This is a genomic window from Cupriavidus pauculus (genome assembly GCF_008693385.1).
Classification (GTDB): Bacteria; Pseudomonadota; Gammaproteobacteria; order Burkholderiales; family Burkholderiaceae; genus Cupriavidus; species Cupriavidus pauculus_D.
Map to the genome: position 1 here is coordinate 2,717,740 of NZ_CP044067.1, position 23,539 is coordinate 2,741,278.

Annotated in this window: 20 protein-coding genes; 9 read left to right on the forward strand and 11 right to left on the reverse strand. The window is 66.9% G+C overall.

Annotation, left to right across the window (positions count from 1 at the left end; translation table 11 throughout):
* Positions 1 to 90 precede the first annotated feature (90 nt).
* The gene (locus tag FOB72_RS30410; RefSeq protein ID WP_150376942.1) at positions 91 to 1,509 is read left to right on the forward strand and encodes a DUF1254 domain-containing protein; all 1,419 of its coding nucleotides are present in this window, start codon (positions 91 to 93) and stop codon (positions 1,507 to 1,509) included.
* 22 nt (positions 1,510 to 1,531) lie between these two features.
* Here the strand turns inward: FOB72_RS30410 and FOB72_RS30415 are convergent, their stop codons facing one another.
* Together FOB72_RS30415 and metE are read right to left on the reverse strand one after the other, a co-directional pair.
* Positions 1,532 to 3,688, reverse strand: coding sequence for a TonB-dependent receptor family protein (locus tag FOB72_RS30415; protein ID WP_150376943.1), 2,157 nt, complete (start codon positions 3,686 to 3,688; stop codon positions 1,532 to 1,534).
* Between the two features lie 139 nt (positions 3,689 to 3,827).
* Positions 3,828 to 6,110, reverse strand: coding sequence for a 5-methyltetrahydropteroyltriglutamate--homocysteine S-methyltransferase (metE, locus tag FOB72_RS30420; RefSeq protein ID WP_150376944.1), 2,283 nt, complete (start codon positions 6,108 to 6,110; stop codon positions 3,828 to 3,830).
* A gap of 96 nt (positions 6,111 to 6,206) precedes the next feature.
* Between metE and FOB72_RS30425 the strand changes: the two genes are divergently transcribed.
* Entirely contained in the window at positions 6,207 to 7,127 is a 921-nt protein-coding gene (locus FOB72_RS30425) for a LysR family transcriptional regulator (protein WP_150376945.1), read from the forward strand.
* A gap of 15 nt (positions 7,128 to 7,142) precedes the next feature.
* On the opposite strand, the gene FOB72_RS30430 is transcribed toward FOB72_RS30425, so the two are convergent.
* Positions 7,143 to 7,424, reverse strand: coding sequence for an AsnC family transcriptional regulator (locus FOB72_RS30430; protein WP_150376946.1), 282 nt, complete (start codon positions 7,422 to 7,424; stop codon positions 7,143 to 7,145).
* A gap of 153 nt (positions 7,425 to 7,577) precedes the next feature.
* On the opposite strand from FOB72_RS30430, the gene FOB72_RS30435 reads away from it, so the two are divergent.
* Together FOB72_RS30435 and FOB72_RS32340 are read left to right on the forward strand one after the other, a co-directional pair.
* Positions 7,578 to 8,048 (forward strand): Lrp/AsnC family transcriptional regulator, encoded by a 471-nt coding sequence (locus FOB72_RS30435; protein ID WP_150376947.1) that lies wholly within the window; start codon positions 7,578 to 7,580, stop codon positions 8,046 to 8,048.
* Positions 8,049 to 8,190: 142 nt separating this feature from the next.
* Positions 8,191 to 8,361: a hypothetical protein gene (locus FOB72_RS32340; protein WP_191002312.1), complete on the forward strand. Its 171-nt coding sequence runs from the start codon at positions 8,191 to 8,193 to the stop codon at positions 8,359 to 8,361.
* 12 nt (positions 8,362 to 8,373) lie between these two features.
* Here FOB72_RS32340 and FOB72_RS30440 read toward each other — a convergent pair whose 3' ends face one another.
* The 5 genes from FOB72_RS30440 to FOB72_RS30460 form a co-directional block, all read right to left on the reverse strand.
* Entirely contained in the window at positions 8,374 to 8,880 is a 507-nt protein-coding gene (locus FOB72_RS30440; protein ID WP_150377584.1) for a hypothetical protein, read from the reverse strand.
* A 231-nt stretch (positions 8,881 to 9,111) separates the two neighbouring features.
* Positions 9,112 to 10,533, reverse strand: coding sequence for an HDOD domain-containing protein (locus FOB72_RS30445; RefSeq protein ID WP_150376948.1), 1,422 nt, complete (start codon positions 10,531 to 10,533; stop codon positions 9,112 to 9,114).
* Positions 10,530 to 12,437: a putative bifunctional diguanylate cyclase/phosphodiesterase gene (locus FOB72_RS30450; protein ID WP_150376949.1), complete on the reverse strand. Its 1,908-nt coding sequence runs from the start codon at positions 12,435 to 12,437 to the stop codon at positions 10,530 to 10,532. The genes FOB72_RS30445 and FOB72_RS30450 overlap by 4 nt, the downstream gene beginning before the upstream one ends.
* A gap of 242 nt (positions 12,438 to 12,679) precedes the next feature.
* Positions 12,680 to 12,862: a YjfB family protein gene (locus FOB72_RS30455; protein ID WP_150376950.1), complete on the reverse strand. Its 183-nt coding sequence runs from the start codon at positions 12,860 to 12,862 to the stop codon at positions 12,680 to 12,682.
* A gap of 214 nt (positions 12,863 to 13,076) precedes the next feature.
* Positions 13,077 to 13,433: a hypothetical protein gene (locus tag FOB72_RS30460; protein WP_150376951.1), complete on the reverse strand. Its 357-nt coding sequence runs from the start codon at positions 13,431 to 13,433 to the stop codon at positions 13,077 to 13,079.
* Positions 13,434 to 13,685: 252 nt separating this feature from the next.
* On the opposite strand from FOB72_RS30460, the gene mdtD reads away from it, so the two are divergent.
* On the forward strand, positions 13,686 to 15,113 hold the full coding sequence (mdtD, locus tag FOB72_RS30465; RefSeq protein ID WP_150376952.1) for a multidrug transporter subunit MdtD: 1,428 nt from the start codon (positions 13,686 to 13,688) through the stop codon (positions 15,111 to 15,113).
* A gap of 21 nt (positions 15,114 to 15,134) precedes the next feature.
* On the opposite strand, the gene FOB72_RS30470 is transcribed toward mdtD, so the two are convergent.
* From FOB72_RS30470 to FOB72_RS30480, 3 genes are read right to left on the reverse strand one after another with little or no spacing between them, the layout of a single operon-like run.
* Positions 15,135 to 16,103: a threo-3-hydroxy-L-aspartate ammonia-lyase gene (locus FOB72_RS30470; RefSeq protein WP_150376953.1), complete on the reverse strand. Its 969-nt coding sequence runs from the start codon at positions 16,101 to 16,103 to the stop codon at positions 15,135 to 15,137.
* A 20-nt stretch (positions 16,104 to 16,123) separates the two neighbouring features.
* Positions 16,124 to 17,104, reverse strand: a complete 981-nt coding sequence (locus tag FOB72_RS30475; protein ID WP_150376954.1) for an ornithine cyclodeaminase family protein — start codon at positions 17,102 to 17,104, stop codon at positions 16,124 to 16,126.
* A complete protein-coding gene (locus FOB72_RS30480) occupies positions 17,094 to 17,735 on the reverse strand; it encodes a transcriptional regulator (protein ID WP_150376955.1) in 642 nt (213 codons plus the stop codon). Before FOB72_RS30480 ends, FOB72_RS30475 begins: the two co-directional genes overlap by 11 nt.
* A 318-nt stretch (positions 17,736 to 18,053) precedes the next feature.
* On the opposite strand from FOB72_RS30480, the gene FOB72_RS30485 reads away from it, so the two are divergent.
* Genes FOB72_RS30485 through FOB72_RS30500 form a run of 4 tightly spaced genes read left to right on the forward strand, consistent with a single transcriptional unit; the run spans position 18,054 to position 23,534 of the window.
* Positions 18,054 to 20,195 carry a glycosyl hydrolase family 18 protein gene (locus tag FOB72_RS30485; protein ID WP_150376956.1) on the forward strand — a complete coding sequence of 714 codons (2,142 nt, stop codon included), beginning with the start codon at positions 18,054 to 18,056 and terminating at the stop codon, positions 20,193 to 20,195.
* 10 nt (positions 20,196 to 20,205) lie between these two features.
* Positions 20,206 to 20,658: a type II secretion system major pseudopilin GspG gene (gene gspG / locus FOB72_RS30490; RefSeq protein WP_150376957.1), complete on the forward strand. Its 453-nt coding sequence runs from the start codon at positions 20,206 to 20,208 to the stop codon at positions 20,656 to 20,658.
* An 11-nt stretch (positions 20,659 to 20,669) separates the two neighbouring features.
* Positions 20,670 to 21,854 carry a type II secretion system F family protein gene (locus FOB72_RS30495; protein WP_150376958.1) on the forward strand — a complete coding sequence of 395 codons (1,185 nt, stop codon included), beginning with the start codon at positions 20,670 to 20,672 and terminating at the stop codon, positions 21,852 to 21,854.
* A gap of 3 nt (positions 21,855 to 21,857) precedes the next feature.
* Positions 21,858 to 23,534 (forward strand): GspE/PulE family protein, encoded by a 1,677-nt coding sequence (locus FOB72_RS30500; protein ID WP_150376959.1) that lies wholly within the window; start codon positions 21,858 to 21,860, stop codon positions 23,532 to 23,534.
* Positions 23,535 to 23,539: the final 5 nt, after the last annotated feature.

Genomic DNA, 23,539 nt, shown 5'->3' on the forward strand with positions numbered 1-23,539 from the left:
CGTCGGGAATACAGATGCGCCTCCGAGGCGACACGGCCGCTGCGCCACATGTCTCCGGAAGGCCGCCCGATGCTCAAGGGAAACGGGGTCATGAATCCTTCGATACGCCAGCTGGCGAGCGTGGTCACGCTCGCCGTCCTCATATCCGCGTGCTCGACCGCGCCGCCACCCGCGCCTGCCGAGACCGCCGTCGTGCAGGCGCCCTCCGACCAGGCGATGAAGTCGCTCTCTGCCGAGGTCTTCACGTTTGGCTATCCGCTCGTGCTGATGGACGTCACGCGCGAGATCATGACGGTCAAGACGCCAATCAATACCTTCAGTCACCGCCGCTCGTTCTTCGATGGCGCGTTCACGGACGTCGTCACGCCGAATGCCGACACGCTGTATTCGACGGCGTGGCTCGACGTCTCGCGCGAACCCGTCGTGCTGTCGTTACCGGATACCGCCGGCCGCTTCTACCTGATGCCGATGCTCGATGCATGGACCAACGTCATTGCGTCGCCGGGCAAGCGCACGACCGGTACGCGGCGCGGCGCGTTTGCGATCGTCGGGCCCGAGTGGAAGGGCACGTTGCCGAAGGGTGTGAAGGAGATTCGTTCGCCGACGGCGATGGTGTGGATCGTCGGGCGGACGCAGGTCAATAGCCGGCAGGATCTTGCCGCCGTGCATCGTCTGCAGGACCAGTATCGTCTGGTCCCGCTGTCGGTCTGGCAGAAGGGCGGTCGCGTGGCGCCCGCGCCGGCCGCGCCGCGGGCCACGATGATCGATACCGAGTCGTCGCCCGCCGAGCAGGTGGCCGCGATGGACGCGCAGGCCTTCTTCAGCCGCCTGGCCGCGCTGCTGCCCGACAATCCGCCGGCACCGGCCGATGCGCCGATGGTCGAGAAGATGACGCGCATGGGCATCGTGGCGGGCGAGCCGTTCAAGACGACCGTGCTGGAACCTTCCACCGCGCGTGCGGTGCAGGAAGGCGCGACGGCGGCGTTGACGGGCATCGCCGCGCAGGTCAAGAAGGCCGAGGCCGGCGATACCGGATGGCGGGTCTGGCATGAGGGCGGCGGGTATGGCACCGATTACGTGGCGCGCGCCACGGTGGCCATGATGGGTCCCGATCTGAATCTGCCCGAGGACGCCGTGTACCCGACCGCGCGCGCGGATGCGACGGGGCGGCCGTTCGACGGGGGCAGCCGGTACGTGCTGCACTTCGACAAGAGCCAGCTGCCGCCGGTAAAGGCGTTCTGGTCGCTGTCGCTGTACAACAGCCAGCAGGTGTTCGTGAGCAATCCGATCAACCGGTATTCGATCGGTAGCCGCGACCGGCTGCGGTACAACCGCGATGGATCGCTGGATATCTATATTCAATACGACCGGCCGGCGAACGCCGCGCAACAGGCCAACTGGCTGCCGGCGCCGCCCGATGCGTTCAACCTGATGCTGCGCGCTTACTGGCCCGATCAGGCGTTGCTGGATGGGGACTGGATACCGCCGGCAGTGCAACGGGTGAACTGAGGGAGGGGGGGCTCCCCCCCTCTCAAAACTTGTACTTCACCCCCGCATACAGGGCCCGGCCATTGCCCGGATAGAACAGCGCGGTATTGGTCGCCGTCCGCAGGTCCGCAACCGTACTCACGTCGCTGATGTAACGGCGGTTCGACAGGTTGCGCGCATCGAGGAACAGCGTCACGCCACGCGCGCGACCTTCGAGCTCGTAGCTGGCCTGCACGCCGAACAGCACATACGCCGGCACCTGCTGCGTATTCGCGTAATCGACATACGCCCCGCTCGGCACCCAGTCGATCGTTCCCGCCACCCGCAGCCGCTGTTGCCGGCTATACGCGAGCGTCGTGCGCAGTACGTGCCGCGGCACGCCCGCGATGCGGTTGTTGCCGTAGACCGGATCGTTGTCGAAGCGGAAGTCGCTGAAGTTCCACAACTGCGACACCGTGAACTTGTCGCCCTTGCCGACGATGTCGTGCAACACGTCAGCGCTGGCGCCGAGCTCCACGCCCTGCAGCACCGTCTTGTTCGCATTGAACGTCGACGCCGGCACGTCCGGGCTGACCGTGTATTGCAAGAGCTGATCGCGTACGAGCGAGCGGTAGAGCGTGACGTCCCACCCGTAGCGATCGGTCTGTCCGCGCGTGCCGGCCTCGACCGTCCACCCGCGCTGCTGCGCCAGCGGCACGAAGCGGTTCGTGGTGCCGATGGTCTGGTTCAGGTCCGAGAAGTCGGGCACATCGGCGCTGCGCGTGATATCGACGAACGCCTGCACGTGCTTCGCGGGCTCCCATAGCACACCGAACTTCGGATTCACGCCGCTATAGGTCGTGGCATCCGCGCGCGGTGTGGGGCTCGCGGGCAGGCCGCCGAAGTCCGTATAGTCGCGCCGGCTGCGATAGGCCTTCGCGCCGGCCATGATCGCCACGGTCGGCACCACGTAAAGACGGTCCTCGAGGTAGGCCTCGTAGTTGTAGGCATCCTGCCGCGCATTGAGCGTCTGCGCGCCGCGATCGCCGCTGACGTTCACGTACTGGCGCGCGTCGTTGTTGCCGCCAAGGAAGCGCGCGCCCGCAATGATCTGGTTGCGCAGACCGCCGACCGCGAAGTTGCCGGTATAGCGCGGCGCAAAGCCGTAGGTCCACGCGTCCTGGTCGATGACCTGGAAGATCGGGTGGTAGAGGCTCTTGTGCACGACCCACGAGGTGAAGTCGAGTTGCCCGTTGTCGAGCTTGACGCTGGTCACGTTGGCCAGCCGCTCGGTGCGCGTGTTGCGTGCCTGATCGCCCGCCAGCGCGCTGGCCGAGGCCATGCGGGGGTTGTGCAGCGCCTGATCGAGCGTGAGCGAGCCGGGCAACAGCTGATCGACGATATACGCGCCGAAGTAGAAACGCGTTTCCACGGCGGGGCTGAAGCGGTAGCCGAAGTTCGCGTTCAGTTGCTCGTACTGGCCGCGCTCGTGGCTGCGATAACCCTCGGCGTGATTGACGGTCAGGTTGGCGAGAAAGTCGAACGCGCCGATCTGGCGCGAGACCTGCGCGCTGGCGCGTGCCGTGCCGAAGCTGCCGCCGTCCACGCGCACCATGTTGGGCGCGTCGGCAGTGAGCGCCGTGGGCGTGGTGAAGTTGATCGCGCCGCCGAGCGTGGTGCTGCCATAGGCGAGGCCATTGCCGCCCTTGTAGATCTCCGTGGCGGCGAGGCCGAGCGGATCGATCTGGTAGTAATCGCCGCTGCCGTCGGCAAAGTTGGTCGGCACGCCGTCCTGCAGCAGATCGAGCCCGCGCGCATGGAAGCCGCGGGCGATGCCCGAGCCGCGGATCGACAGCCGCAGTTCCTGTCCGTAGCGTTCTTCCACGTAGACGCCGGGCGCGTCCTTGAGCACGTCGCGCAGATTGCTGGCGTAGGTATCGCTATAGGAGGCCGCATCGACGAAGCCGACCGAGCCGGCCGACTGGAACAGCGACTCGCGTTGCCGCGCGATGCCCGGCGCGGTGAGCGAGCCGTTGGCATTCGCGGTGGCGGTGACCGCAGGCAGCACGCGGACCTCCGGCGTGGACACGGCCGACGGCGGATCGCCCGCCGTCGATGCGGACGGGCTGGCGGACGGGCTGGCGGATTGCGCGGCGGCAATGCCCGTCAGCGCGGCGGCTGGCAACACCGACAGGCGGCGCCAGGCTGTGATTCGTTTCATGACCTTCCTTGCGGCCGGACGATGTGCTTCCGCGAGCAGATGCCATCGGCCTGATCTTATGGGCTCGACCGCAAGGATAGGAATGTGCGGGCGCGGACGCCATGTGACACAGCGCCGCATTGGCCATCGGGGTGATGTCCTACGCCGCGAGGCGTGCGCGCAACTGATGCGTGGCCGCGACCATGTTCGTCAGCGCGGCCTCGGTTTCCGGCCAGCCGCGCGTCTTGAGCCCGCAGTCCGGATTGACCCACAGCCGTTCCGGCGGAATCACTTCGCACGCGCGCTCGAGCAGCCGCGCGATGGCCGACACCTCGGGAACGCGCGGCGAGTGGATGTCGTAGACACCGGGCCCGATCTCGTTGGGGTAGGCGAACGCGCCAAAGCCCTCGAGCAGCTCCATGGCGGAACGCGACGTCTCGATCGTGATGACGTCGGCGTCCATCGCCGCGATGGCGGGCAGGATATCGTTGAACTCGGCATAGCACATATGCGTATGGATCTGCGTCCGGTCCGCGACGCCCGACGCGGACAGCCGGAAGGCTTCCACCGCCCATTCGAGATACGCGGGCCACTCCGACGCGCGTAGCGGCAAGCCTTCACGCAGCGCGGGCTCGTCGATCTGGATCACGCGGATGCCGGCCGCCTCGAGGTCGCAGACCTCGTCGCGAATGGCGAGCGCGAGCTGGCGCGCCGTGGCCGCCCGGGGCTGATCGTCGCGCACGAACGACCACTGGAGCATCGTGACGGGGCCCGTCAGCATGCCCTTCATCGGACGCTCGGTCAGGGACTGGGCGAAGCGCGTGGTATCGACGGTCATCGGTTCGGGGCGGTAGACGTCGCCATAGATCACGGGCGGCTTCACGCAGCGCGAACCGTAGCTCTGGACCCAGCCGTTCTCCGTGAACGCATAGCCGCACAGCTGCTCGCCGAAGAACTCGACCATGTCGTTACGCTCGGCCTCGCCATGCACGAGCACATCGAGCCCTAGTGCCTCCTGCCTGCGCACGGCGTGCGTGATTTCCGCGCGCATGCGTTCGAGGTAGGCCAGCGCGCCAAGCTCGCCGCGCCGGTGCGCGGCACGCGCCTGACGGATGGCCGGCGTTTGCGGAAACGAGCCGATGGTCGTGGTTGGCAGCGGCGGCAGCTTGAGCGATGCGCGCTGCAGCGCGTTGCGCGCGTCGAACGGACTCTGGCGCGTGGCCATCTGCGGCGTGATGGCGGCAAGGCGCTTGCGCACCGAGGCATTGACGACGCGCCGCGAGGATTGCCGCGACTGGCGCGCGGCATCCGACGCCATCAGTTCCGCGGCGACGGCGGCCTCGCCGTGCGTCAGCGCCGTGGCCAGCACGCGCAGTTCGTCAAGCTTCTCGGTGGCGAATGCGAGCCACGACCGCAGTTCCGGATCGAGGCGCGTTTCGGTCTCGAGCGAGACCGGCACATGCAGCAGCGAACACGACGGGGCCAGCCAGAGTCGATCGCCTAGCGCATCGTGCAACGGCCGCAGCCGTGCGAGCGCCGCGGGCAGGTCGGTGCGCCAGATATTGCGGCCGTCGATGATGCCGGCCGAGAGCACCGCCTGCGCGGGCAGCACGCGCAGCCATGCATCGAGTTGCCCGGGCGCGCGTACGAGGTCGAGGTGAAAACCGTGCACGGGGAGCGCGGCCACGCGCGCGGCATGCGGGGCGGTCGTGCCGAAGTAGGTGGCGAGCAAGAGCTTGATGCCGAGGCCGCCGAGCGACTGGTAAGCCGTGTCGCAGGCATCGAGCCAGCGCGCGTCGAGGTCCGTGCACAGCGCGGGCTCGTCGATCTGGACCCATTCGATGCCGCGCGCGGCAAGCTGCGCGAGGATGCGCTGGTACGCGGCCACGACGCGTGGCAGCAGCGACAGCCGATCGAAGCCGGCGACATGGCTCTTGGCCAGCCACAGGTAGGTGATGGGGCCGATCAGTACGGGGCGCGTCTTGTGCCCGAGCGCCAGGGCTTCGCCGATCTCATCGAAGAACCACGATGGCCCGCCGTCGAACGTACTGTCCGCATCGAGTTCCGGCACGAGGTAGTGGTAGTTCGTGTCGAACCATTTGGTCATTTCCATCGCGGGCTGCGCCGCGTTGCCGCGCGCCAGTTCGAAGGATTGCGCCAGCGTCAGCCGCGCGGCATCGAAACCGAAACGGCGGGGCAACGCGCCGAGCAGCGCCGTTGTCGACAGGACCTGGTCGTACCACGCGAAGTCGCCGGCCGCGACATGGGCGAGGCCGTGCTCGGCCTGCAGTTGCCAGTGGCGGCGCCGCAATGCGGCACCGGTCTCGCGCAACGGGGCCTCGGCGTCCGCCTTCATGCCGTCGCGCCAGAACGATTCCAGCGCGAACTTGAGTTCGCGGCGCGCGCCGATGCGCGGAAAACCGAGCGTGTGAGTGTGTGCCATGTCTGCGTGCGGAAGAAATCCAGAGTGGCGCACAGTGTCGGATCGCGGCTAGAATGAATCAAGCGACATGTTTTAAACATTATATGAATCTAATTCATGATTGAAGTCAGGCATTTCCGCTCGCTGGTAGCCATCGCGGAATCGGGCAAGCTCGCGGTGGCGGCCGAGCGTGTGCACGTGAGCCAGTCGGCGTTATCGCATCAGATCAAGGCGATCGAATCGCACTACGGCATGGCATTGTTCGATCGCACGCGCCATGGGCTGCGCTTTACGCCGGCCGGCGAGCGCCTGCTCGCGCTCGCGCGCGAGTCGCTGGCCGCGATCAGCGAGGCCGAGCGCGATCTGGTCCGGCTCAAGGGCGACACGAGCGGCGAATTGCGCGTGGTGCTCGAATGCCATACGTGCTTCGACTGGCTGATGCCGGTGATGGACGAGTTCCGGCGCCGCTGGCCCGAGGTGGAGGTCGACCTCGTGGCGGGCTTTCACGCCGACCCCCTGTCACTGATCGCGGAAGGGCGCGCGGACATGGTGATCGGATCGAAGCCGCCGACGCGGCGCGGGCTCGTCGTGGCGCCGCTGTTCCGCTTCGAGATCCTGGCCGTCATCGCCAACGAGCACCGGCTGCGCAACAAGCGGCGGATCGAGGCGCAGGACCTCGCGGGCGAGACGCTGATCACGTATCCCGTGCCCGAGACGCGCATCGACCTGATTCGCGAGGTGCTCGAGCCCGCGGGCATCCGCCTGCAGCGGCGCACCGCCGAGCTGACCGTGGCGGTGCTGCAGCTCGTGGCGAGCCGGCGCGGGGTGGCGGCGTTACCGAACTGGGGCGTGAAGAACTACGTCGACCACGACTATGTGCTGGCCAAGCGGATCGGGACGAAGGGATTGTGGAGCGAGTTGTTTGCGACCGTGCCGACCGCGATGGCCGAGCGGCCTTATGTGGACGACTTTGTGTCGATCGTGCGCGATACGTGCGCGGCGGAGCTCGACGGTATCGAGCTGCTGTCCGCGGCGTGACTGGCTGCGGTGGCCTCAGGCGGCAAGCGCTTCCTTTTCCTCGCTGACCGCATCGATTCCCGCGTCGATTACCGCATCGACCACCGCCATGTCCACGCCTTGTTCGACACGACGCAGGAACAGCTCGAGCAGATCGGCGTCGGGGGCCTCCGTCACGAGCCGCGCGGTGCGGCCCTGCATATGAATCTGCTGCAGCGACAGACCGGTGCGGCGGGCGCTGGCGAGCACCCATTCGAGCGCGCCGAACGTGTCGGTGCCGTCGAGGCGAAGGTCGAGTTGCAGGGCTGGCAGGGACATGGCGGGTATCGGGCAGGGGTGGGCGATGGAAACAATGTACCAGCGGTGCCTCGAAATAGGCTTCTTATTTTTCTCCATTTGGACTCGGAATGGAGATGAATCACGGGTTTGGTGTAGAGTCTGAGGGATATTCTTCTTCGGACATCGTTTTCCGTGAATAACCCTACCAAGCTCGACGACATCGATCGCCGCATTCTGCGCGAACTGCGCCGCGACGGCCGCATCTCCAACGCGAAGCTGGCCGAGCGCGTCGGACTCTCCGCCACGCCCTGCTGGAACCGCGTGCGCGCGCTCGAGGATGCGGGCGTCATCGACGGCTACGCGGCATTGCTGAACCAGAAGGCGCTCGGTTTTCCGGACACGGTGCTGATCGAGGTCACGCTGGACCGGCACGACGACGACATGCTGCATCGCTTCGGCGAAGCGCTGGCCGAACTCCCCGAAGTCCTCGAGGCGCATCTGCTGACGGGGGAGTACGACTATCTGATCAAGGTCGCGGTGGCGGGCACCGAGGGCTACGAGGAATTCCTGCGGCACAAGCTCTACAAGCTGCCGGGCCTGCGCCACAGCCACTCGACGTTCGTGCTGCGCACGCTCAAGCGCGAGCCGTCGGTACAGCCGTAGGCGAACCCCTGTCCGGGGTCAGGCCAGCGTTGCGCGTGGCGGGGGTAGGAACCGGCCTACAACGCTCTCCGCCGGTCACCGATGTCTGCCGGCGGATGTGCTGCCTACGATGAAGCAGGCTGCAACCATCCGGAGGTGTCATATGTCGTTTGCGCTATACCTGGTCGGCGTGCTGCTGCTTGTCGGCGGCATTGCATGGGGGCTCGTCACGATGGGCGTGTCGCAGGTCTATATCGGCATTGCATGCGTGATCGTGCTCGGTATCGGCATCATGTCCGCGGTGTCGCGGACACGTACCAAGGATCCGTCGTAGATCGGCGGTAGATCAGCGGCGGTTGCGGTCGCCGCGCGCGTCCAGGATGATCATCGTGCGGTCGACCACGCCGGCGTCGGTGAAGTAGACGCTGAAATGCGCGGGCTGGTACGGTGCCACATACATGCGGTACGACCATGCCTCGCGCTTCATCAGCGGGTAGTAGTTGATCGGCTCCCTCGGCCGGCCCCAGCGCTCGAGCACGTCCTGCTTGGTCCAGACGCCCGGCTTCGCCGCATAGATCTCGGCTTCCGTCAGCATTTCGCGGAAGCTCTTCAGGCGGCCGTTCGCGTCGAAATCGGCGGCGTAGATGTCGTAGCCGTACGGTTGCTTCGAGTAGATCCAGCGCGTGGTGCCGTCGGCGAGCTTGAACGTGTCGGTGGGCTCGCCGAACGTCTGACGCACGGTACTTTCGGGGCTGCCGACGAGCTTTTCCGCGGTCTGGATGGGCTGCAGCGTCGAGCAGCCGGCCAGCAGCAGCGCGGCCGCGGTCGCGGCGAGTGCGGCCCGGACGGCCACATGCAGGAAAGGCGGACGCAGGAGGGTGGGACGCAGGAGGGGGGGACGATCTTGGGGGTCGGACATCTCTGGGCTCCGTACTTGGCAATGATGAGCATAGTGCATCCACGCTCCTCATAGCTGAGACAGATTGCGCGTCTGCATGTTCTTGAAACACGCGAGCGCGCCGAAATATTCCGTTCGATCCCCTCGATTGGCTCGATCCCCTCTATCCCGCCGCAGGCAGGCGAACTACGCGGCGGCCGAACGCAGGAAGCTCGCCCCGATCTCCTTCGCGAACTCGCCGACGAGTTCGAGTTCGGCCTCGGTCAGCCCGCCCGCGCAGCAGGTCGCGCCCCAGTCGCCGCACAGCAGCGCGACGCACCGGTTGCGCAGCTTGACCGGCGCGAGCAGCACCGAGCGTGCCTCGGGCATCGCGTCGCGATACCAGCGCGGTACGCGCTGGGCCACTTCGGCGTCGTGCGTGTCCTCGAACTGGAGCGGCCGCGGCGAGATCGTCGCGAAGTGAAAGATATCGGGCACGAACCCTTCTTCGAACGACAGCGCGTCCAGCTTTTCGCGCACGCCGTTGCCGAAACCGAGCCGCGCGTCGAAGCGCTTGGCGCCGGGGTTCAGCACCATCAGGAACCCATTCTCGAAGTTGAGCGCGCGCATGACGCACTCCAGCGCGAGCGGCGCCATCTGTCCGATGGAGAGCGCCGCGCCTTCGCGGCGCACCTCTTCGAGGCCGACCCGCAACCGCTCGATGGCGTCCGCGGGCTTGCCTTCGGGCGCGGGCGCTTCGGTATCGGGGGCCTCCGCCTGCGCGATGGAGGCGCTGAGCGTTCCCGCCTGGCGGATGGCAAAACGGATATCGGCCGCATCGAGGCCCAGCACGCGTGCGTGCTCGCTCAGCAGGGCTTCCACGTCCTCGGGCGCGGCATCCCGCGTCATCGCGGCGGCCGCCTGCGAGGAAACCTGCGCCATGGCGCCGAGCCAGTCGGTGTGGGTCTCGATGACGGTCTCGGCCGTCACCGGGCGGTGGCTCATCGTATTGGCGATGAGTCCGGGCAGGCGCCATTTGACGGCGGCGGCCTCCGCGATCTCCGCGAGCGATACGCCGACCACCTCGACGCACGCATCGGTCTCGGCCATCTCTCCCGATTCCGTCAGCGCCTGGATGCGTTCCCACTCGTCCGGGAAATAGAACACGAGCAACAGCCGGCTCATGTGGTACATCAACGTGCAGACGACCGCTTCCTCGCCTTCGTTGATGCCGCGCGCATTGCTCAGCGCGCGCGTGATCTCGCCCGCGACGAGCGCCTGCGTCATCGCGCGCGCGGCCTGCGGGCGGCTTGGCGCCACGCCGTGGAAATAGTCGAGCAGCTGCACGCCGAGCGTCAGATGGCTGATCGCCTCCACGCCGAGCACGAGGATCGCGCGCGACACCGTGGTCACCTCGCCGCCGAACGAGCGGTACATCGCCGAATTCGCAAGGCGGATGACCTTCTGCGACAGGCTGAAGTCCGACAGCACGCTCGAGGCCATTTGGCCGACGTTGAGGTCGCTATGCAGCGTCTTGAAGATGTTATCGACCGAATACTGCAGCGTGGGAAAGTCTCCCTGCTGCGCCATGCGGTTCCAGAGCGTCTCGAAGAAGGCGTCCTTTCTCATGCCTGCCCCTGCGACGGAAATACATCGGTCTGGCCGAGCTGCAGCGCGCCGGCGTGCAGCGCGCGCTCGAACTCGCCCGGCGGCAGTGCCTGCGCGTAGCGCCAGCCCTGCACCAGCGTGCAGCCCTGCGCGGACAGCAACTGCGCCTGCGCATCCGATTCCACACCCTCGGCGATTGCCACGAGACCGAGCTCGCGCGAGAGGGACATCACCGCGGACACGATGGTGCGCGCATGCGGGGAGTCCATCATGTCGCTGACGAAGCTGCGGTCGATCTTGAGCGCGGACAGCGGAAAGCGGCGCAGATAGGACAGGCTCGAATAGCCGGTGCCGAAGTCGTCCACCGCAAAGCGGATGCCCAGCGCGCGCAGTTCCGTGAGCAGCGACTCGGTCGCGGCCGGGTCGGTCATCAGCGCGCTTTCGGTGATTTCGAGCACCACGCGGTCCGGAGAGATACGGGCGTCCTGGATCGCGTTGCGCACGCTGTCGAGGAAGCCCGGATGGCGGAACTGCACCGGCGATACGTTGACGGACATGTGCTGCACGTGGATGCCCTGCGCATCCCAGCTGGCGAGCTGCGCGCAGGCGCAACGCAGCGCCCAGGCGCCGAGATGCTTGATCAGGCCGTTGTTCTCGGCCATCGGAATAAAGACGTCGGGCGGGATCGCGCCCTGGGGATGCTCCCAGCGCATCAGGGCCTCGGTCGCGCAGACCTCGCCGGTCTCGGGCCACACGATGGGCTGGTAATGGAGCAGGAATTCGCCGTTCTGCACGGCCTCGAACATGCTCTGCTCGATGCGGAACTGCTCGTCGAGCCGATGCTCGAATTCGGGCGAATACAGGCAATAGCGGTTTTTGCCGAGCGCCTTGGCCTCGTACATCGCAAGGTCGGCGCGGCGCAGCCACTGCGATTCCGTCAGCGGCATGTCGGCGGGATTTCCGGCGGGAGAGGCGGTGCCGCCGAATGCGAGCCCGATGCTCGTGGTGATACGCACCTGGCAGCCGCCCAGATGGAACGGCTGGCGGCAGACGTGGATCACGCGCTCGAGAATGCGTATCGCTTCCGATTCGGAGTCGAGCCCCTCTAGCAGCAGCACGAATTCGTCGCCGCCGAGCCGCGCGACCATATTGCGCGAGCGCAGCGCGTCCTGCAGGCGCTTGCCGATTTCCTTGAGCAGCGCGTCGCCGAACTCGTGGCCGAGCGAATCGTTGACCTTCTTGAAGCCGTCCAGGTCCATCAGCGCCAGCGCGAACAGCTGGCCCGGCGTGCCGCGCGCCGAGAACTCGGCGATGCGCTTGCGCATGTAGGCACGGTTGCCGGCGCCCGTGAGCGGGTCCTGATAGGAGAGCTCGACGAGCTGGCGTTCGTTCTCGACCCAATCCGTGACGTCGTGACCGGTCAGCAGCAGTTCCGTGCGCTCCCCGGCGCGATCATCGACGCGGTCGTCGGTGCGGGTATTGGTGCGGTCATCGACGCGGTCATCGACGCGGTCATCGATGACACGGCGCGTGATACGCAGGTCGATCCAGCGGCTGCTGCGGATGCCGCAGACGAACCGGAAACGGTCGCGGCGTACCGTGCCGTCCTGCGCGCAGCGTTGCAGCAGCCAGGCCAGGCGCTGGCGTTCCTCGGCCGCGACGATATCGAGCACGGACACGCGCAGCAGGTATTCGCGGGGGTAGTCGAGCAGCAGCGCCGAGGACTCGGTGGCGCGACGGATGCGCCCGGCGGTCCCGGTCTGGAGGGCGAGGTCGCCCGTGGCTTCCAGCAATGCCCAGCCTTCGCGTTCGGCTGCGCGTTCTTCCGCACTCTCGCCCGACACCGCGGACAGCGCGTCGAGCGCCACGAAATCCCGATCGACGGGGTCGTGAGCCAGAGCCACATCAAACGTAATCGAGGTCATCGAGTTCCTCAGCGTGGGTTTCTCTGGTTCGCGTGCGTGGACGACATGAGTCGGGACCCGAACAAAAACACCGGACAAGAGCCAGCGTGCAACAACGCAATCTCCAGAAATCCACCAGGCTGGCGGCAACGAATGACAAGTAAGCGACCGATTCTAATACGAGGGCTTACGCTTGGCGATGTCCGCAGGTTGCCGGATGCCGGGCAGTTGGCGTTTTCGCACAACGCCCGGCGCCCATTCCATCAAACCTTGATGTCGATGTTCTGGCCGAGATGCGGGGGGTTGCTGGCTGGGGTGACCTGCGGCATGCCCTGAAGCAGGGCGGCCACGCCTGCGGCCTGCATGTCCAGCGCCTTGCGCAGCATCACCAGCGGTACGGGATTCGCCCCCGCATTGCTGGCCGCGCTGACAACGGAAGTATCCATGAGTGTCGTCCGATCGGTTGAGAAAAGCATGGGAGAGAACTCCCTGCATCGACCGTTAACGGCACGGTGGAAGTATTCCTGAGGGGAAGGGTGAAGGATTTTCGGAGGGGGTGTTCCCCCTCTCCCGAGGGGAGAGGGGGGCCGGCGGGCAGGGCGCCGGCCAGAGGGCGCCGGCTAGGGGCGCCGACTACTGGCGCCGACTACTGGCGCCGACTTACTTCGCGGCGGCGGCCGGAGCCTTCTTGTGGGCCGACGACTTCTTCTTGGCCGGCTTCGCGGCCTTGTCGTCGACCAGCGCGCTGGCCGTGTTCTGGCGCGCGCCCTGCGTGTACGGGTCGAACTTGTCGTTCTTGGCCGTATCCGGGACGTAGCCGTCCTTGTTGGTCACGCGATTGGCGTCGGGCGTGTAGCCGTCCTTGTTGCTGATGCGGTTCGGATCCGGAACGTAGCCGTCCTTGTTGGTCGTCCGCATGTTGTAGTCATAGCGGTCGGCCGGATTGGCCGGGCCCGCCGCGTGGGCCATGCCGGTGGACAGCAGGGCGAGGGCGGCGAGGGCAACGATGGTCTTCATGGTGACTCCTGTCTAGGGTGGGGAATGCTCCCGAACCGATGCGCGCGCACGGGCTGCCCCTCAGCGTACCCTTGTGCGGAAGAAGTTTCCAGACACCCCCAAACCAAGGTATTACCGGTATTGCCCAACTAATGAGGGTTTCGATGCTGCGATGCATCAATTTCGCATGTCGGCGATCGGCCGACTTGCCTCGGGGGCTTGCCGGGCATAAGGTTTCGGTTTTTGCAGCGCCCCCCATCCGGAGTTTCCCGAATGCCCACCTCTCTGCCCGACGACCGCAACCTGCGCATCATGTTGTGGGTCGTCGCGGTCGGCTTCTTCATGCAGACGCTCGACTCGACGATCGTCAATACCGCGCTGCCTGCGATGGCGGCGAGCCTCGGGGAGAGTCCGCTGCGGATGCAGTCGGTCATCATCGCGTACTCGCTTACGATGGCCGTGATCATTCCGGCGTCGGGCTGGCTGGCGGACAGGTTCGGCACGCGCACGATCTTCCAGGTGGCCATCGCGCTGTTCGTGCTGGGCTCGCTGCTATGCGCGTGGGCGCAATCGCTGACGGTGCTCGTGATCGCGCGCGTGGTGCAGGGCGTGGGCGGCGCGATGCTGCTGCCGGTGGGGCGGCTGTCGGTACTGCGGACGTTTCCGCGCGACCAGTATCTCCAGGCGCTGAGCTTCGTGGCGATTCCCGGGATGATCGGTCCGCTGATCGGGCCGACGCTCGGCGGCTGGCTCACGCAGACGTTCTCCTGGCACTGGATCTTCCTGATCAACGTGCCCGTGGGCGTGATCGGCGCGCTGGCGACCGTTCGCTTCATGCCCAATGCGCGCCTGCCCGGCATCGGGCCGTTCGACCTCGGCGGCTACTTCCTGCTCGCCACGGCGATGGTGACCCTGTCGTTCGCGCTCGATGGGCTGGCGGAACTGGGGTTCCAGCCGGCCGTGGTGCTGATGCTGCTGATCGCGAGTCTGGGCGCGCTGACCGTGTACGTACTGCACGCGCGACGGCGGCAGCAGCCGCTGTTTCCGCTGCGGCTGTTCCGCATCCATGCGTTCAGCGTCGGATTGCTGGGCAACCTGTTCGCGCGCATCGGCAATGGCGCGATGCCGTTCCTGATTCCGCTCACGCTGCAGGTGAGCCTGGGCTTCTCGCCCTTCGACGCGGGGCTGATGATGTTGCCGGTGACGGCCGCCGGCATGGGTGCGAAGCGGCTCGCGACGACGCTGATCGAGAAGCACGGATATCGGCGCGTGCTGACGACCAATACCGTGCTGGTCGGCATCGTGATCGCCTCGTTCGCGCTGATCGCGCCGGGACGGCCGCTTGCGCTGACGATCGTGCAGCTGGCGATCTTCGGCGCGGTCAACTCGATCCAGTTCACCGCGATGAACACCGTCACGCTCAAGGACCTCGGCGGCAATACCGCGAGCAGCGGCAACAGCATGCTGTCGATGGTGCAGATGCTCTCCATGAGCCTGGCCGTGACGTCGGCGGGCGCCTTGCTCTCGACGTTCCAGCAGGGTATCGGGCGCCATTCGGGCATGGCGGTGCTGCCCGCGTTCCACACGACGTTCCTCTGCCTCGGCGTGATCACGGCGGCATCGGCATGGATCTTCCTCCAACTCCCGCCCGAGGTGGCAAAGGGCACGCGCGAGGAGGTCAAGCAGGCCGGGGAGATCTGATCCCCGGCCCTGCCGGAAGCGTTACGGCTTCAGCAGTTCGCAGAAACGTTCCAGATCGACGTTGCCGCCGCTGATCACCACGCCGATGCGCTTGCCCTGCAGTTCGGGCTTGATCGTGAACGCGCCCGCGAGGCTTAGCGCCCCGGTCGGCTCGACGAGGATCTTCATGCGCGCGGCGAAGAGGCGCATGGCGTCGATCAGTTGCGCGTCCGTGGCGGTGAGGATATCGGTGACATCGCGGCGGATGATCCCGAACGTGTAGTGGCCGAGGTGCTGGGTTTGCGCGCCGTCGGCGATGGTCTTCGGCGTCGGGATGTCCACGATCTCGCCGCTGCGGAACGAGCGCTGGCCGTCGTTGCCGGCTTCCGGCTCCACGCCGTAGATCTTGCATTGCGGCGCCAGCGCGCGCGTGGCCAGTGCCGTGCCCGACAGCAGCCCGCCGCCGCCCAGCGGCGTGAAGATGGCGTCCAGGGTCCCCACCTCCTCGAACAGTTCCTTGGCCGCGGTGCCCTGGCCCGTCAGCACGTCCGGATGGTCGTACGGCGGAATCAGCGTCATGCCGTGCTCCTCGGCCAGCTTGCGGCCGATCGCCTCGCGGTCTTCCTTGTAGCGGTCGTACATCACCACATTGCCGCCATAGCCTTTGGTCGCCGCGACCTTCGCGGCCGGTGCGTCGTGCGGCATGATGATCGTCGCCGGCATGCCGAGCAGGCGCGCGGACAGCGCGATGGCCTGCGCATGGTTGCCCGACGAGAACGCCACCACGCCGGCGCGGCGTTGCTCGGGCGTGAACTTCGAGAGGGCGTTGAAGCCGCCGCGGAACTTGAACGCGCCCATCCGTTGCAGGTTCTCGCACTTGAAGAACACTTCGGCGCCGAGCAGGTCGTTGACCGTGCGGGACGTCATGACGGGAGTCTTGTGCGCGTAGCCTTCGAGCCGTTTGGCGGCGGCTTCGACGTCGGCGTAAGTGGGCAAGGTGATATCGGTCATGGATCGAGGCAGTAGTGGAGTTACCAGGGCCATGCGATGGCGCACCCGACGCCGTCGGCCATGGCTCGTTCGTGGATCATGCGCCCGACGGTGAGGTCCTGCAATGCCAGGCCCGTCATGTCGAACACGGTGATATCGCCGGGCTGGCGCGCGAGGGACGCCTTGCCTGTCAGCAGGTCGCCGATCTCGGTGCACGCCACGCCGGGCGCCCATTGGCGCTCGCCGATCGTGACGGATTGCTCGCGGTCGTCGGCGACGACGATCGCGCGCTCGAGCACGCCGGCCGGCAGTTCGCGCTTGCCGCGCGTATCGGTACCGACCGCATTGATGTGTGTGCCGGGCTGCAAGGCATCGGCATCGAACAGTGGGCCGCGTCCCGGCGTGGCGGTGATGACGATGTCGCTGCCGGCGACCGCGCGATTGCCGTCGGTGTCGTGCGACACAGCGATACCGGCGGCCAGTGTGGCGATGGCGGCTTCGAACGCGGGGTCCGGCGTGCCGCCGTGGCTGACATAACGCACGGTGCGCAGCGAAGGCAGGCGCCGCAGCGCGAAGGCGGCCTGCACGCGCGCCTGCACGCCGGTACCGAACACGCACAGCGATGTGCTGTCCGGCCGCGCGAGCGCTTGCAGGCCGATGCCGCCGGCCGCGCCCGTTCGGGCGGTGGTGATCGCGTTGCCGTCGATCATGCAGACCGGGCGTCCCGTCGCGGGATCGATGAGCAGGATCGTGGCCTGATGCGGCTCGCCGCCCTGTTGCCGATTCGATGGCCAGAACCCCGCCGCCTTGAACCCCAGCAGGTCCTGCGCGGGGACGTCGCCTGCCTTGATGCCGAACACGCCGCCCGTATGCAGCGGTTCCCGGATGACGGGGAATACGCGGCCTTCGCGATCGCTGTGGAGCGTGAATGCCTCGCGCACGGCGCGCAGGACATCGTCGGGGTTCAGCAGCGACTCGACCGCGTGTTTGTCGAGCAGCAGCAGTTGGGCATCAGCGGGCATAGCTATAGACGGATGCACGCGACACGCCAAGGTGCGCGGCGATGGTTTCCATGGCGCGCCGCACGTCGAGGAGCCCGGCGGCGCGGAGTTCGGCCAGCAGCGTGCGGCGCTCGTCCGTGCGCAGCGCGCGCGGCGTGGTGGCGTGGCGCGCGGCGAATGCGTCGATGCGCGCGCGGATGGCATCGGTGCCGGCGGGGTCGAGTGTCTCGCGCGGACCGTCGGCGTCCATGCGCATGAACTGGTTCATCGCGCTCTGCAGGCCGCGGAACAGCGTGAGGTCGAGGTTCAGGCACAGCGCGGCGATATAGCGGCCGCTCGAATCCTTGATGCCGATGGACGTGCTCTTGGCCTGGCGGCCATCCGCGAACTGGTTCGCATAGTTCGCGAGGATCTGCGTGAAGTCCGGGTCGGCGATGCGGGCCATGCCGAGTTCCGTCGCGGGATCGCCGACCTCGCGGCCGGACAGGTTGTTGTGAATCGCGAGGATGGCCTGATCCGGCGCCAGCAGGTCGTGCACCACGACCTCGCAGAACGGCGCGAGGGTTTGCCCGAGGCCGTCGGCGATGCGCTCCAGCTGCTCGAGCATGGCGCGCTGTTCCGGGGTGCGGGAGGTCGTGCGGCGGGATTTCATATTTACAGTTTGTACAAGGCTGTACGAAATGTCAAGGTGGCGATCGGGCCGACTTTTTGGATCGCCTGTCTGCGCATCTTTTGAATCGTCATTGAATTGATTATATCGGGATTAAATTAATCGATGGTTCATGTTTAAACACTTGCGCAACGCATGCGGGCGGCTATGGTGATTTTACGGCTCATATGGGCGGTCTTTTCGGCTTGAATAGAGCGTTTCTGTGGCTGCAGAGGGATGATTTAACGTGTTTTTATTTTAAAGATTTTTTATAAAAAAGCGGAATTCGTAGCCGTCATAATCAGAAGAAGGGGGCGCGTCATGAAACGCTCAATGTTGCCTGCGGTATTCGCGATGATGGCCGGTGTGGTCTTTGCGCAGCAGGCCTGGCAGGAAGGTGCCACGTATGCGACGGGCACGCGCGTCACTTACAACGGGCGTCTCTATGAAGCGATGCAGGCGCATACGGCGTTTGCGGGCGCGGGGTGGAATCCGGCGGCTTCGCCGACGTTGTGGCGGGATCTTGGGCCGGCGGGGGCGCCTTCGCCGGCGCCTTCCCCTGCGCCTTCGCCTTCGCCTTCGCCGTCGCCTTCACCTTCGCCGACGCCAGCTCCGGCACCCACGCCGAGCCCTTCGCCGGCTCCGGCTCCGGCTGGCGGGTGCTTTGCGCCGTGGGCCGCGGGGCAGGCGTATGCGGAAGCCGGGACGCGCGTGACCTACAACGGGCGTAACTATCGGAACAAGTGGTGGACGCAGGGGGACAATCCCGCGCAGTCCGGGACGTGGGGGGTATGGGAAGATCTTGGCGCCTGCTCGGGCGCGCCCGCGCCGAGCCCGGCACCGGTGCCTACGCCGGGTCCGGCCCCGGCCCCGGCCCCAACGCCAGCCCCGAGCCCGGCCCCGAGTCCGGCCCCGACACCGGCCCCGACACCTGCGCCTGCACCGACGCCTAGCCCGGCGCCTAGCCCAGCGCCCAGCCCGGCGCCTAGCCCAGCGCCCAGCCCGGCGCCCAGCCCGGCGCCTAGCCCAGCGCCTAGCCCAGCGCCCAGCCCGGCGCCTAGCCCGGCGCCCAGCCCGGCGCCTAGCCCAGCGCCCAGCCCGGCGCCCAGCCCGGCGCCCAGCCCGGCGCCATCGGGCGGGCGCGAGGTCGGTGGGTATTTTGCCCAGTGGGGCATCTACGGCCGCAACTACAAGCTCAAGAACGTCGACACGTCAGGCGCCGCGCGCCATCTCACGTTCATCAACTACGCCTTCGGCAACGTCTACGCAAAGAACGGCGGCTACGAATGCGACATCATCACCAAGGCCGAACCCGGCGCGACCGATCCGAACAACCCGGAGGCGGGCACCGGCGGCGACGGCTGGGCCGATTACCAGAAGGGCTTCACGAGCGCGGAATCGGTGGACGGTACGTCCGACGCATGGGGCTTCGCCTGGGACGACCCGCGCAATGGCAAGGCCGGCCCGCTCAAGGGCAACTTCAACCAGCTGCTGCAGCTCAAGAAGAAGTATCCGAACCTCAAGGTCATGATCTCGATCGGCGGCTGGACGTGGTCCAAGTGGTTCGGCCGCGCCGCCTCGACCGACGCCCTGCGCAAGCAGCTGGTCTCGTCCTGCATCAACGTCTACATCAAGGGCAACCTGCCGTTCGACGCGGGCGGCAATGCCGGCGGCGACGGGGTGGGCGCGGGCGTGTTCGATGGCATCGACATCGACTGGGAGTTTCCGGGCGGCGGCGGCCAGCCGTACAACATCGTCGATCCCAACGACAAGAAGAACTTCACGCTGCTGCTCGCCGAATTCCGCCGGCAACTGGACGCGGCCGGCGCGCAGTCGGGCAAGCGCTTGCTGCTGACGGTGGCCATCGGCTCGGGCGGCGACAAGATCGCCAATACCGAGCCCGGCGAATACAGCAAGTCGCTCGACTGGATCAACATCATGTCCTACGACTACCACGGCGGCTGGGAAGCGACGGGGCCGACGGACTTCCAGTCGAACCTGTACGTAGACCCCGACAGCCCGAATGCGAAGACCGCGGTCGGCAAGACCTACAACGTCGATGCTTCGGTCAATGGCCTGCTCGCCGCCGGTGTGCCCGCTTCGAAGATCGTCGTGGGCGTGCCGCTCTACGGACGCGGCTGGACCGGCGTCTCGCCGGGACCGAAGGGCGACGGGCTCTATCAGCCCGCCACCCGGCCCGCGCCAGGCACGTACGAGGCCGGCATCGAGGATTACAAGATTCTCGTCAACAAGCCGGGCACGGTCCACGAACATCCGGTGACCAAGCAGTCGTGGAAGTTCGATGGCACCACGTTCTGGTCGTACGACACGCCAACCACCGCGCGCGTGAAAGTGAACTACGTCAAGCAGCACAACCTGCGCGGCGTGTTCACGTGGGAGCTCGATGGCGACACCGCCGACGCCGAGATCACGAAGGTGCTGGGCGAGGTCAACAGTCAATAGGCGAGGGCATATGCGAGGACATCTGCGCGCGAGATCCCGCCGGTGGCGGGACACAGGGCACCGCCGCGGCTTCACGCTGCTGGAACTGCTGGTAGTGCTGCTCATCATCGCGCTGCTGGCCGGCTATGTGGGGCCGCGCCTGTTCGGCGAGGTGGGAAAAGCAAAGACGAAGACCGCGGCATCGCAGATGAAGTCGATCGCCAACGCGCTCGACCGGTACCGGCTCGATACCGGACGCTTCCCGAGCACGGAGGCCGGGCTGCAGTCGCTGATGACCAATCAGGGCAACGTCACGGGCTGGGATGGGCCGTACATGAGCAGCGAGATGCCGGCCGACCCGTGGGGCAGGCCCTACGTGTACCGCAGCCCCGGCGACGGCGGCAAGGACTACGACTTGCTGACGCTCGGCGGCGACGGGAAGCCAGGCGGCACCGGCGAGGATCAGGACGTGGTCAGCAAGTAGCAGGGACCGGCATGCAATATCGGATACGGGGCAGGTCGGACGCCGGCGAGCAGACGCTCGAGATCGAGGCGGAAGACGAAGCGCAGTTGCGGAGCACGGTGGAGGCCATGGGAATGGAACTGGTGGAGATCCTGCCTGAGAAGCGCCGCGGCGCGGCATTCGCGTTCCGCAAGCCGGTGTTCGACAGCGCGTTGTTCACGCAGGAACTCATCGCACTGCTCGATGCCGGACTGAGCCTCGTGGAAACGGTGGAGACCCTGCGCGACAAGGCCGGCGAAGGGATCAACCGCGCCGTGCTGACGCGCATCGTGGGCGCGCTGTACGAGGGCCTGCCGCTGTCGAAGGCGCTCGAGCAGCAGCCCGATCAATTCCCCGCGCTGTACGTCGCGACGGTGGCGTCCGCCGAGCGCACGGGTGCCCTGTCGGAGGCGCTCAAGCGCTACCACCACTACGACGCGCGGCTCGCGGTCGTGCGCAAGAAGGTGGTGTCGTCGATGGTCTATCCGATGATCGTGATCGCCTCGGGCACCATCATCATCCTGTTTCTCGCGTTCTACGTGGTCCCGAAGTTCAGCAGCGTCTACGAGTCGATGAAGGACATTCCGGCCTCCGCGCGCGTCATGCTGTGGTGGGGCCGGCTCGTGCACGCGCATGGCATGGTGTTGCTGCTGGCGATGGTCGCGAGCCTGGCCGGCATGGTCATGGCATTGCGCACGCAGCGTGCCCGGGCATGGCTCATGGGCATGATGACGCGCCTGCCGAAGCTGGCGCAGTACCAGCACCTGTTCGCGCTCACGCGCTTCTATCGCACGATGGGCCTGCTCCTGTCCGGCGGCATGCCCGTGGTGGCATCGATGGAGATGTCGGCGCAACTGCTGCCCGCGGCGATGCAACCCTCGCTCGCGCGCGCGCTCGACGACGTGCACGCGGGCAAGTCGCTGTCCGCCGCGCTGCCGGCGGCCGGGCTGACCACGCCGGTGGCCGAGCGGCTGATCCGCGTGGGCGAGCAGAGCGGCGAATTGCCGAAGATGGTGACGCGCTCGGCGGAGTTCTGCGACGAGGAACTCGACCGCGCGATCGATACGCTGATGCGCGTGTTCGAACCGGTGCTGATGCTCGTGGTCGGCGGCATCGTGGGGACGGTCATCTTCCTGCTCTACATGCCGATCTTCCAGCTCGCGGGCAGCGTGGGGTGAAACATGGCAACCGATCATGGCCAGCCCGCGACGGTCGCCGACCCCCGGTCGATGCAGGCACGCCTCTGGGAGGAATCCGACAAGGATGCCGCCGAGTATCTGCGCCGCGTGCATGACGCATGCGGCCTGCGCGGCATCGATGCGGAGACGCTCGACACGCTGACACCGTGTTTCGACCTCCTGCCGTTTGCCGAAGCCATGGCGCACGATTGCCTGCTGGCGCGCGAGGCGGCCACGCCCGGCGGCGAGGGCCCGCTGCTGCTGATTCTCGCCAATCCGTTCCTGCCGGAACATCGCGCATGGGCCCTGCAGCGGCTGCGCGCGCGCTTCACGTTCGCATTCTGCGTGCCCACGGAGCTATCGACGTTCCTGGCCATGCACGAGGCGGCTCACCCCACGCTCGATCCGGTCAGCGGCGGACTCGAGGACATCCGCGTGGGCGAGGCCGGGGTCGAGATCACGCTCGCGACGCTGGCGGCCGACGTGCATCCGGTCGTCCGCCTCGTGAACTCCTCGCTCTACGACGCGCTCAAGTACCGTGCGTCGGACATCCATATCGAGAGCGTGGCCGGCGGGCTCGTGATCAAGTACCGCATCGACGGCGTGCTGCAGACGACGGGCCGCGCGAACGGCGCGGAGGTGGCCGAGCAGGTGCTGTCGCGCCTCAAGGTCATGTCGGAACTCGATATCGGCGAGCGGCGCGTGCCGCAGGACGGCCGGTTCAAGGCGCGCATCAATCATCGCGAGATCGATTTCCGTGTCTCGATCATGCCGTCCGTCCATGGCGAAGATGCCGTGCTGCGCGTGCTGGACAAGCAGCGCGGCGGCAAGGAGGCGGCGCCGATGCGGCTCGACGCGATCGGGCACGAGGACGATATCGTCGCGGCCATCCGTGCGATCGCACATGAGCCGTACGGGCTGATCCTCGTGACGGGGCCCACGGGTTCCGGCAAGTCCACCACGCTCTACGCCACGCTGACCGAGATCAACACCGGCGAAGAGAAGATCATCACGATCGAGGACCCGGTCGAGTACGAACTGGCGGGCGTGCTGCAGATTCCGATCAACGACAAGAAGGGCCTGACGTTCGCGCGCGGCCTGCGTTCGATCCTGCGGCACGACCCCGACAAGATCCTCGTCGGGGAGATTCGCGACGGCGAAACGGCCGGCATCGCCGTGCAGGCCGCGCTGACGGGGCACCTCGTGCTGACCTCGGTGCACGCGAACAACGTGTTCGCGGTGCTCGATCGCTTTCTGCATATGGACGTCGATATCCATAGCTTCGTCGAGGCGATGCTCGGCGCGGTGGCGCAGCGGCTCATGCGCAGGATCTGTCCGCATTGCGCGATCGACGATGCGCCGCCCGACGATGCGCTGCTCGCCGCGTCGTGCCTGACGCGCGCGGATGTGGCCGGCTGGCGATTCCGTCGAGGCGCGGGGTGCGATGCGTGCCGCAGGACCGGCTATCTGGGCCGGCAGCCCATCGCCGAGGTGTTGCGCTTCAACGATGCCATCAAGCAATGCTTCGTCGAGCGCCGTCCCGTGGGCGAACTCAAGCAGGTGGCGCGCGACAACGGCTTTATCCCGATCCGGCAGGTCGCGATGCGCGCGGTCGCGGACGGCAGGACCACGCTCGCCGAAGTCAACCGCGTGACGGTGGTCGAAGCCGCGCGCCCGTAGGCGCG

What these genes read in the sequence shown, in the direction of transcription:
- FOB72_RS30410 (WP_150376942.1), top strand. Translation starts at nt 91, where the DNA reads ATGAATCCTTCGATACGCCAGCTGGCGAGCGTGGTCACGCTCGCCGTC.
- FOB72_RS30415 (WP_150376943.1), bottom strand. Translation starts at nt 3,688, where the DNA reads ATGAAACGAATCACAGCCTGGCGCCGCCTGTCGGTGTTGCCAGCCGCC.
- metE (WP_150376944.1), bottom strand. Translation starts at nt 6,110, where the DNA reads ATGGCACACACTCACACGCTCGGTTTTCCGCGCATCGGCGCGCGCCGC.
- FOB72_RS30425 (WP_150376945.1), top strand. Translation starts at nt 6,207, where the DNA reads ATGATTGAAGTCAGGCATTTCCGCTCGCTGGTAGCCATCGCGGAATCG.
- FOB72_RS30430 (WP_150376946.1), bottom strand. Translation starts at nt 7,424, where the DNA reads ATGTCCCTGCCAGCCCTGCAACTCGACCTTCGCCTCGACGGCACCGAC.
- FOB72_RS32340 (WP_191002312.1), top strand. Translation starts at nt 8,191, where the DNA reads ATGTCGTTTGCGCTATACCTGGTCGGCGTGCTGCTGCTTGTCGGCGGC.
- FOB72_RS30445 (WP_150376948.1), bottom strand. Translation starts at nt 10,533, where the DNA reads ATGAGAAAGGACGCCTTCTTCGAGACGCTCTGGAACCGCATGGCGCAG.
- FOB72_RS30450 (WP_150376949.1), bottom strand. Translation starts at nt 12,437, where the DNA reads ATGACCTCGATTACGTTTGATGTGGCTCTGGCTCACGACCCCGTCGAT.
- FOB72_RS30455 (WP_150376950.1), bottom strand. Translation starts at nt 12,862, where the DNA reads ATGGATACTTCCGTTGTCAGCGCGGCCAGCAATGCGGGGGCGAATCCC.
- FOB72_RS30460 (WP_150376951.1), bottom strand. Translation starts at nt 13,433, where the DNA reads ATGAAGACCATCGTTGCCCTCGCCGCCCTCGCCCTGCTGTCCACCGGC.
- mdtD (WP_150376952.1), top strand. Translation starts at nt 13,686, where the DNA reads ATGCCCACCTCTCTGCCCGACGACCGCAACCTGCGCATCATGTTGTGG.
- FOB72_RS30470 (WP_150376953.1), bottom strand. Translation starts at nt 16,103, where the DNA reads ATGACCGATATCACCTTGCCCACTTACGCCGACGTCGAAGCCGCCGCC.
- FOB72_RS30475 (WP_150376954.1), bottom strand. Translation starts at nt 17,104, where the DNA reads ATGCCCGCTGATGCCCAACTGCTGCTGCTCGACAAACACGCGGTCGAG.
- FOB72_RS30480 (WP_150376955.1), bottom strand. Translation starts at nt 17,735, where the DNA reads ATGAAATCCCGCCGCACGACCTCCCGCACCCCGGAACAGCGCGCCATG.
- FOB72_RS30485 (WP_150376956.1), top strand. Translation starts at nt 18,054, where the DNA reads ATGAAACGCTCAATGTTGCCTGCGGTATTCGCGATGATGGCCGGTGTG.
- gspG (WP_150376957.1), top strand. Translation starts at nt 20,206, where the DNA reads ATGCGAGGACATCTGCGCGCGAGATCCCGCCGGTGGCGGGACACAGGG.
- FOB72_RS30495 (WP_150376958.1), top strand. Translation starts at nt 20,670, where the DNA reads ATGCAATATCGGATACGGGGCAGGTCGGACGCCGGCGAGCAGACGCTC.
- FOB72_RS30500 (WP_150376959.1), top strand. Translation starts at nt 21,858, where the DNA reads ATGGCAACCGATCATGGCCAGCCCGCGACGGTCGCCGACCCCCGGTCG.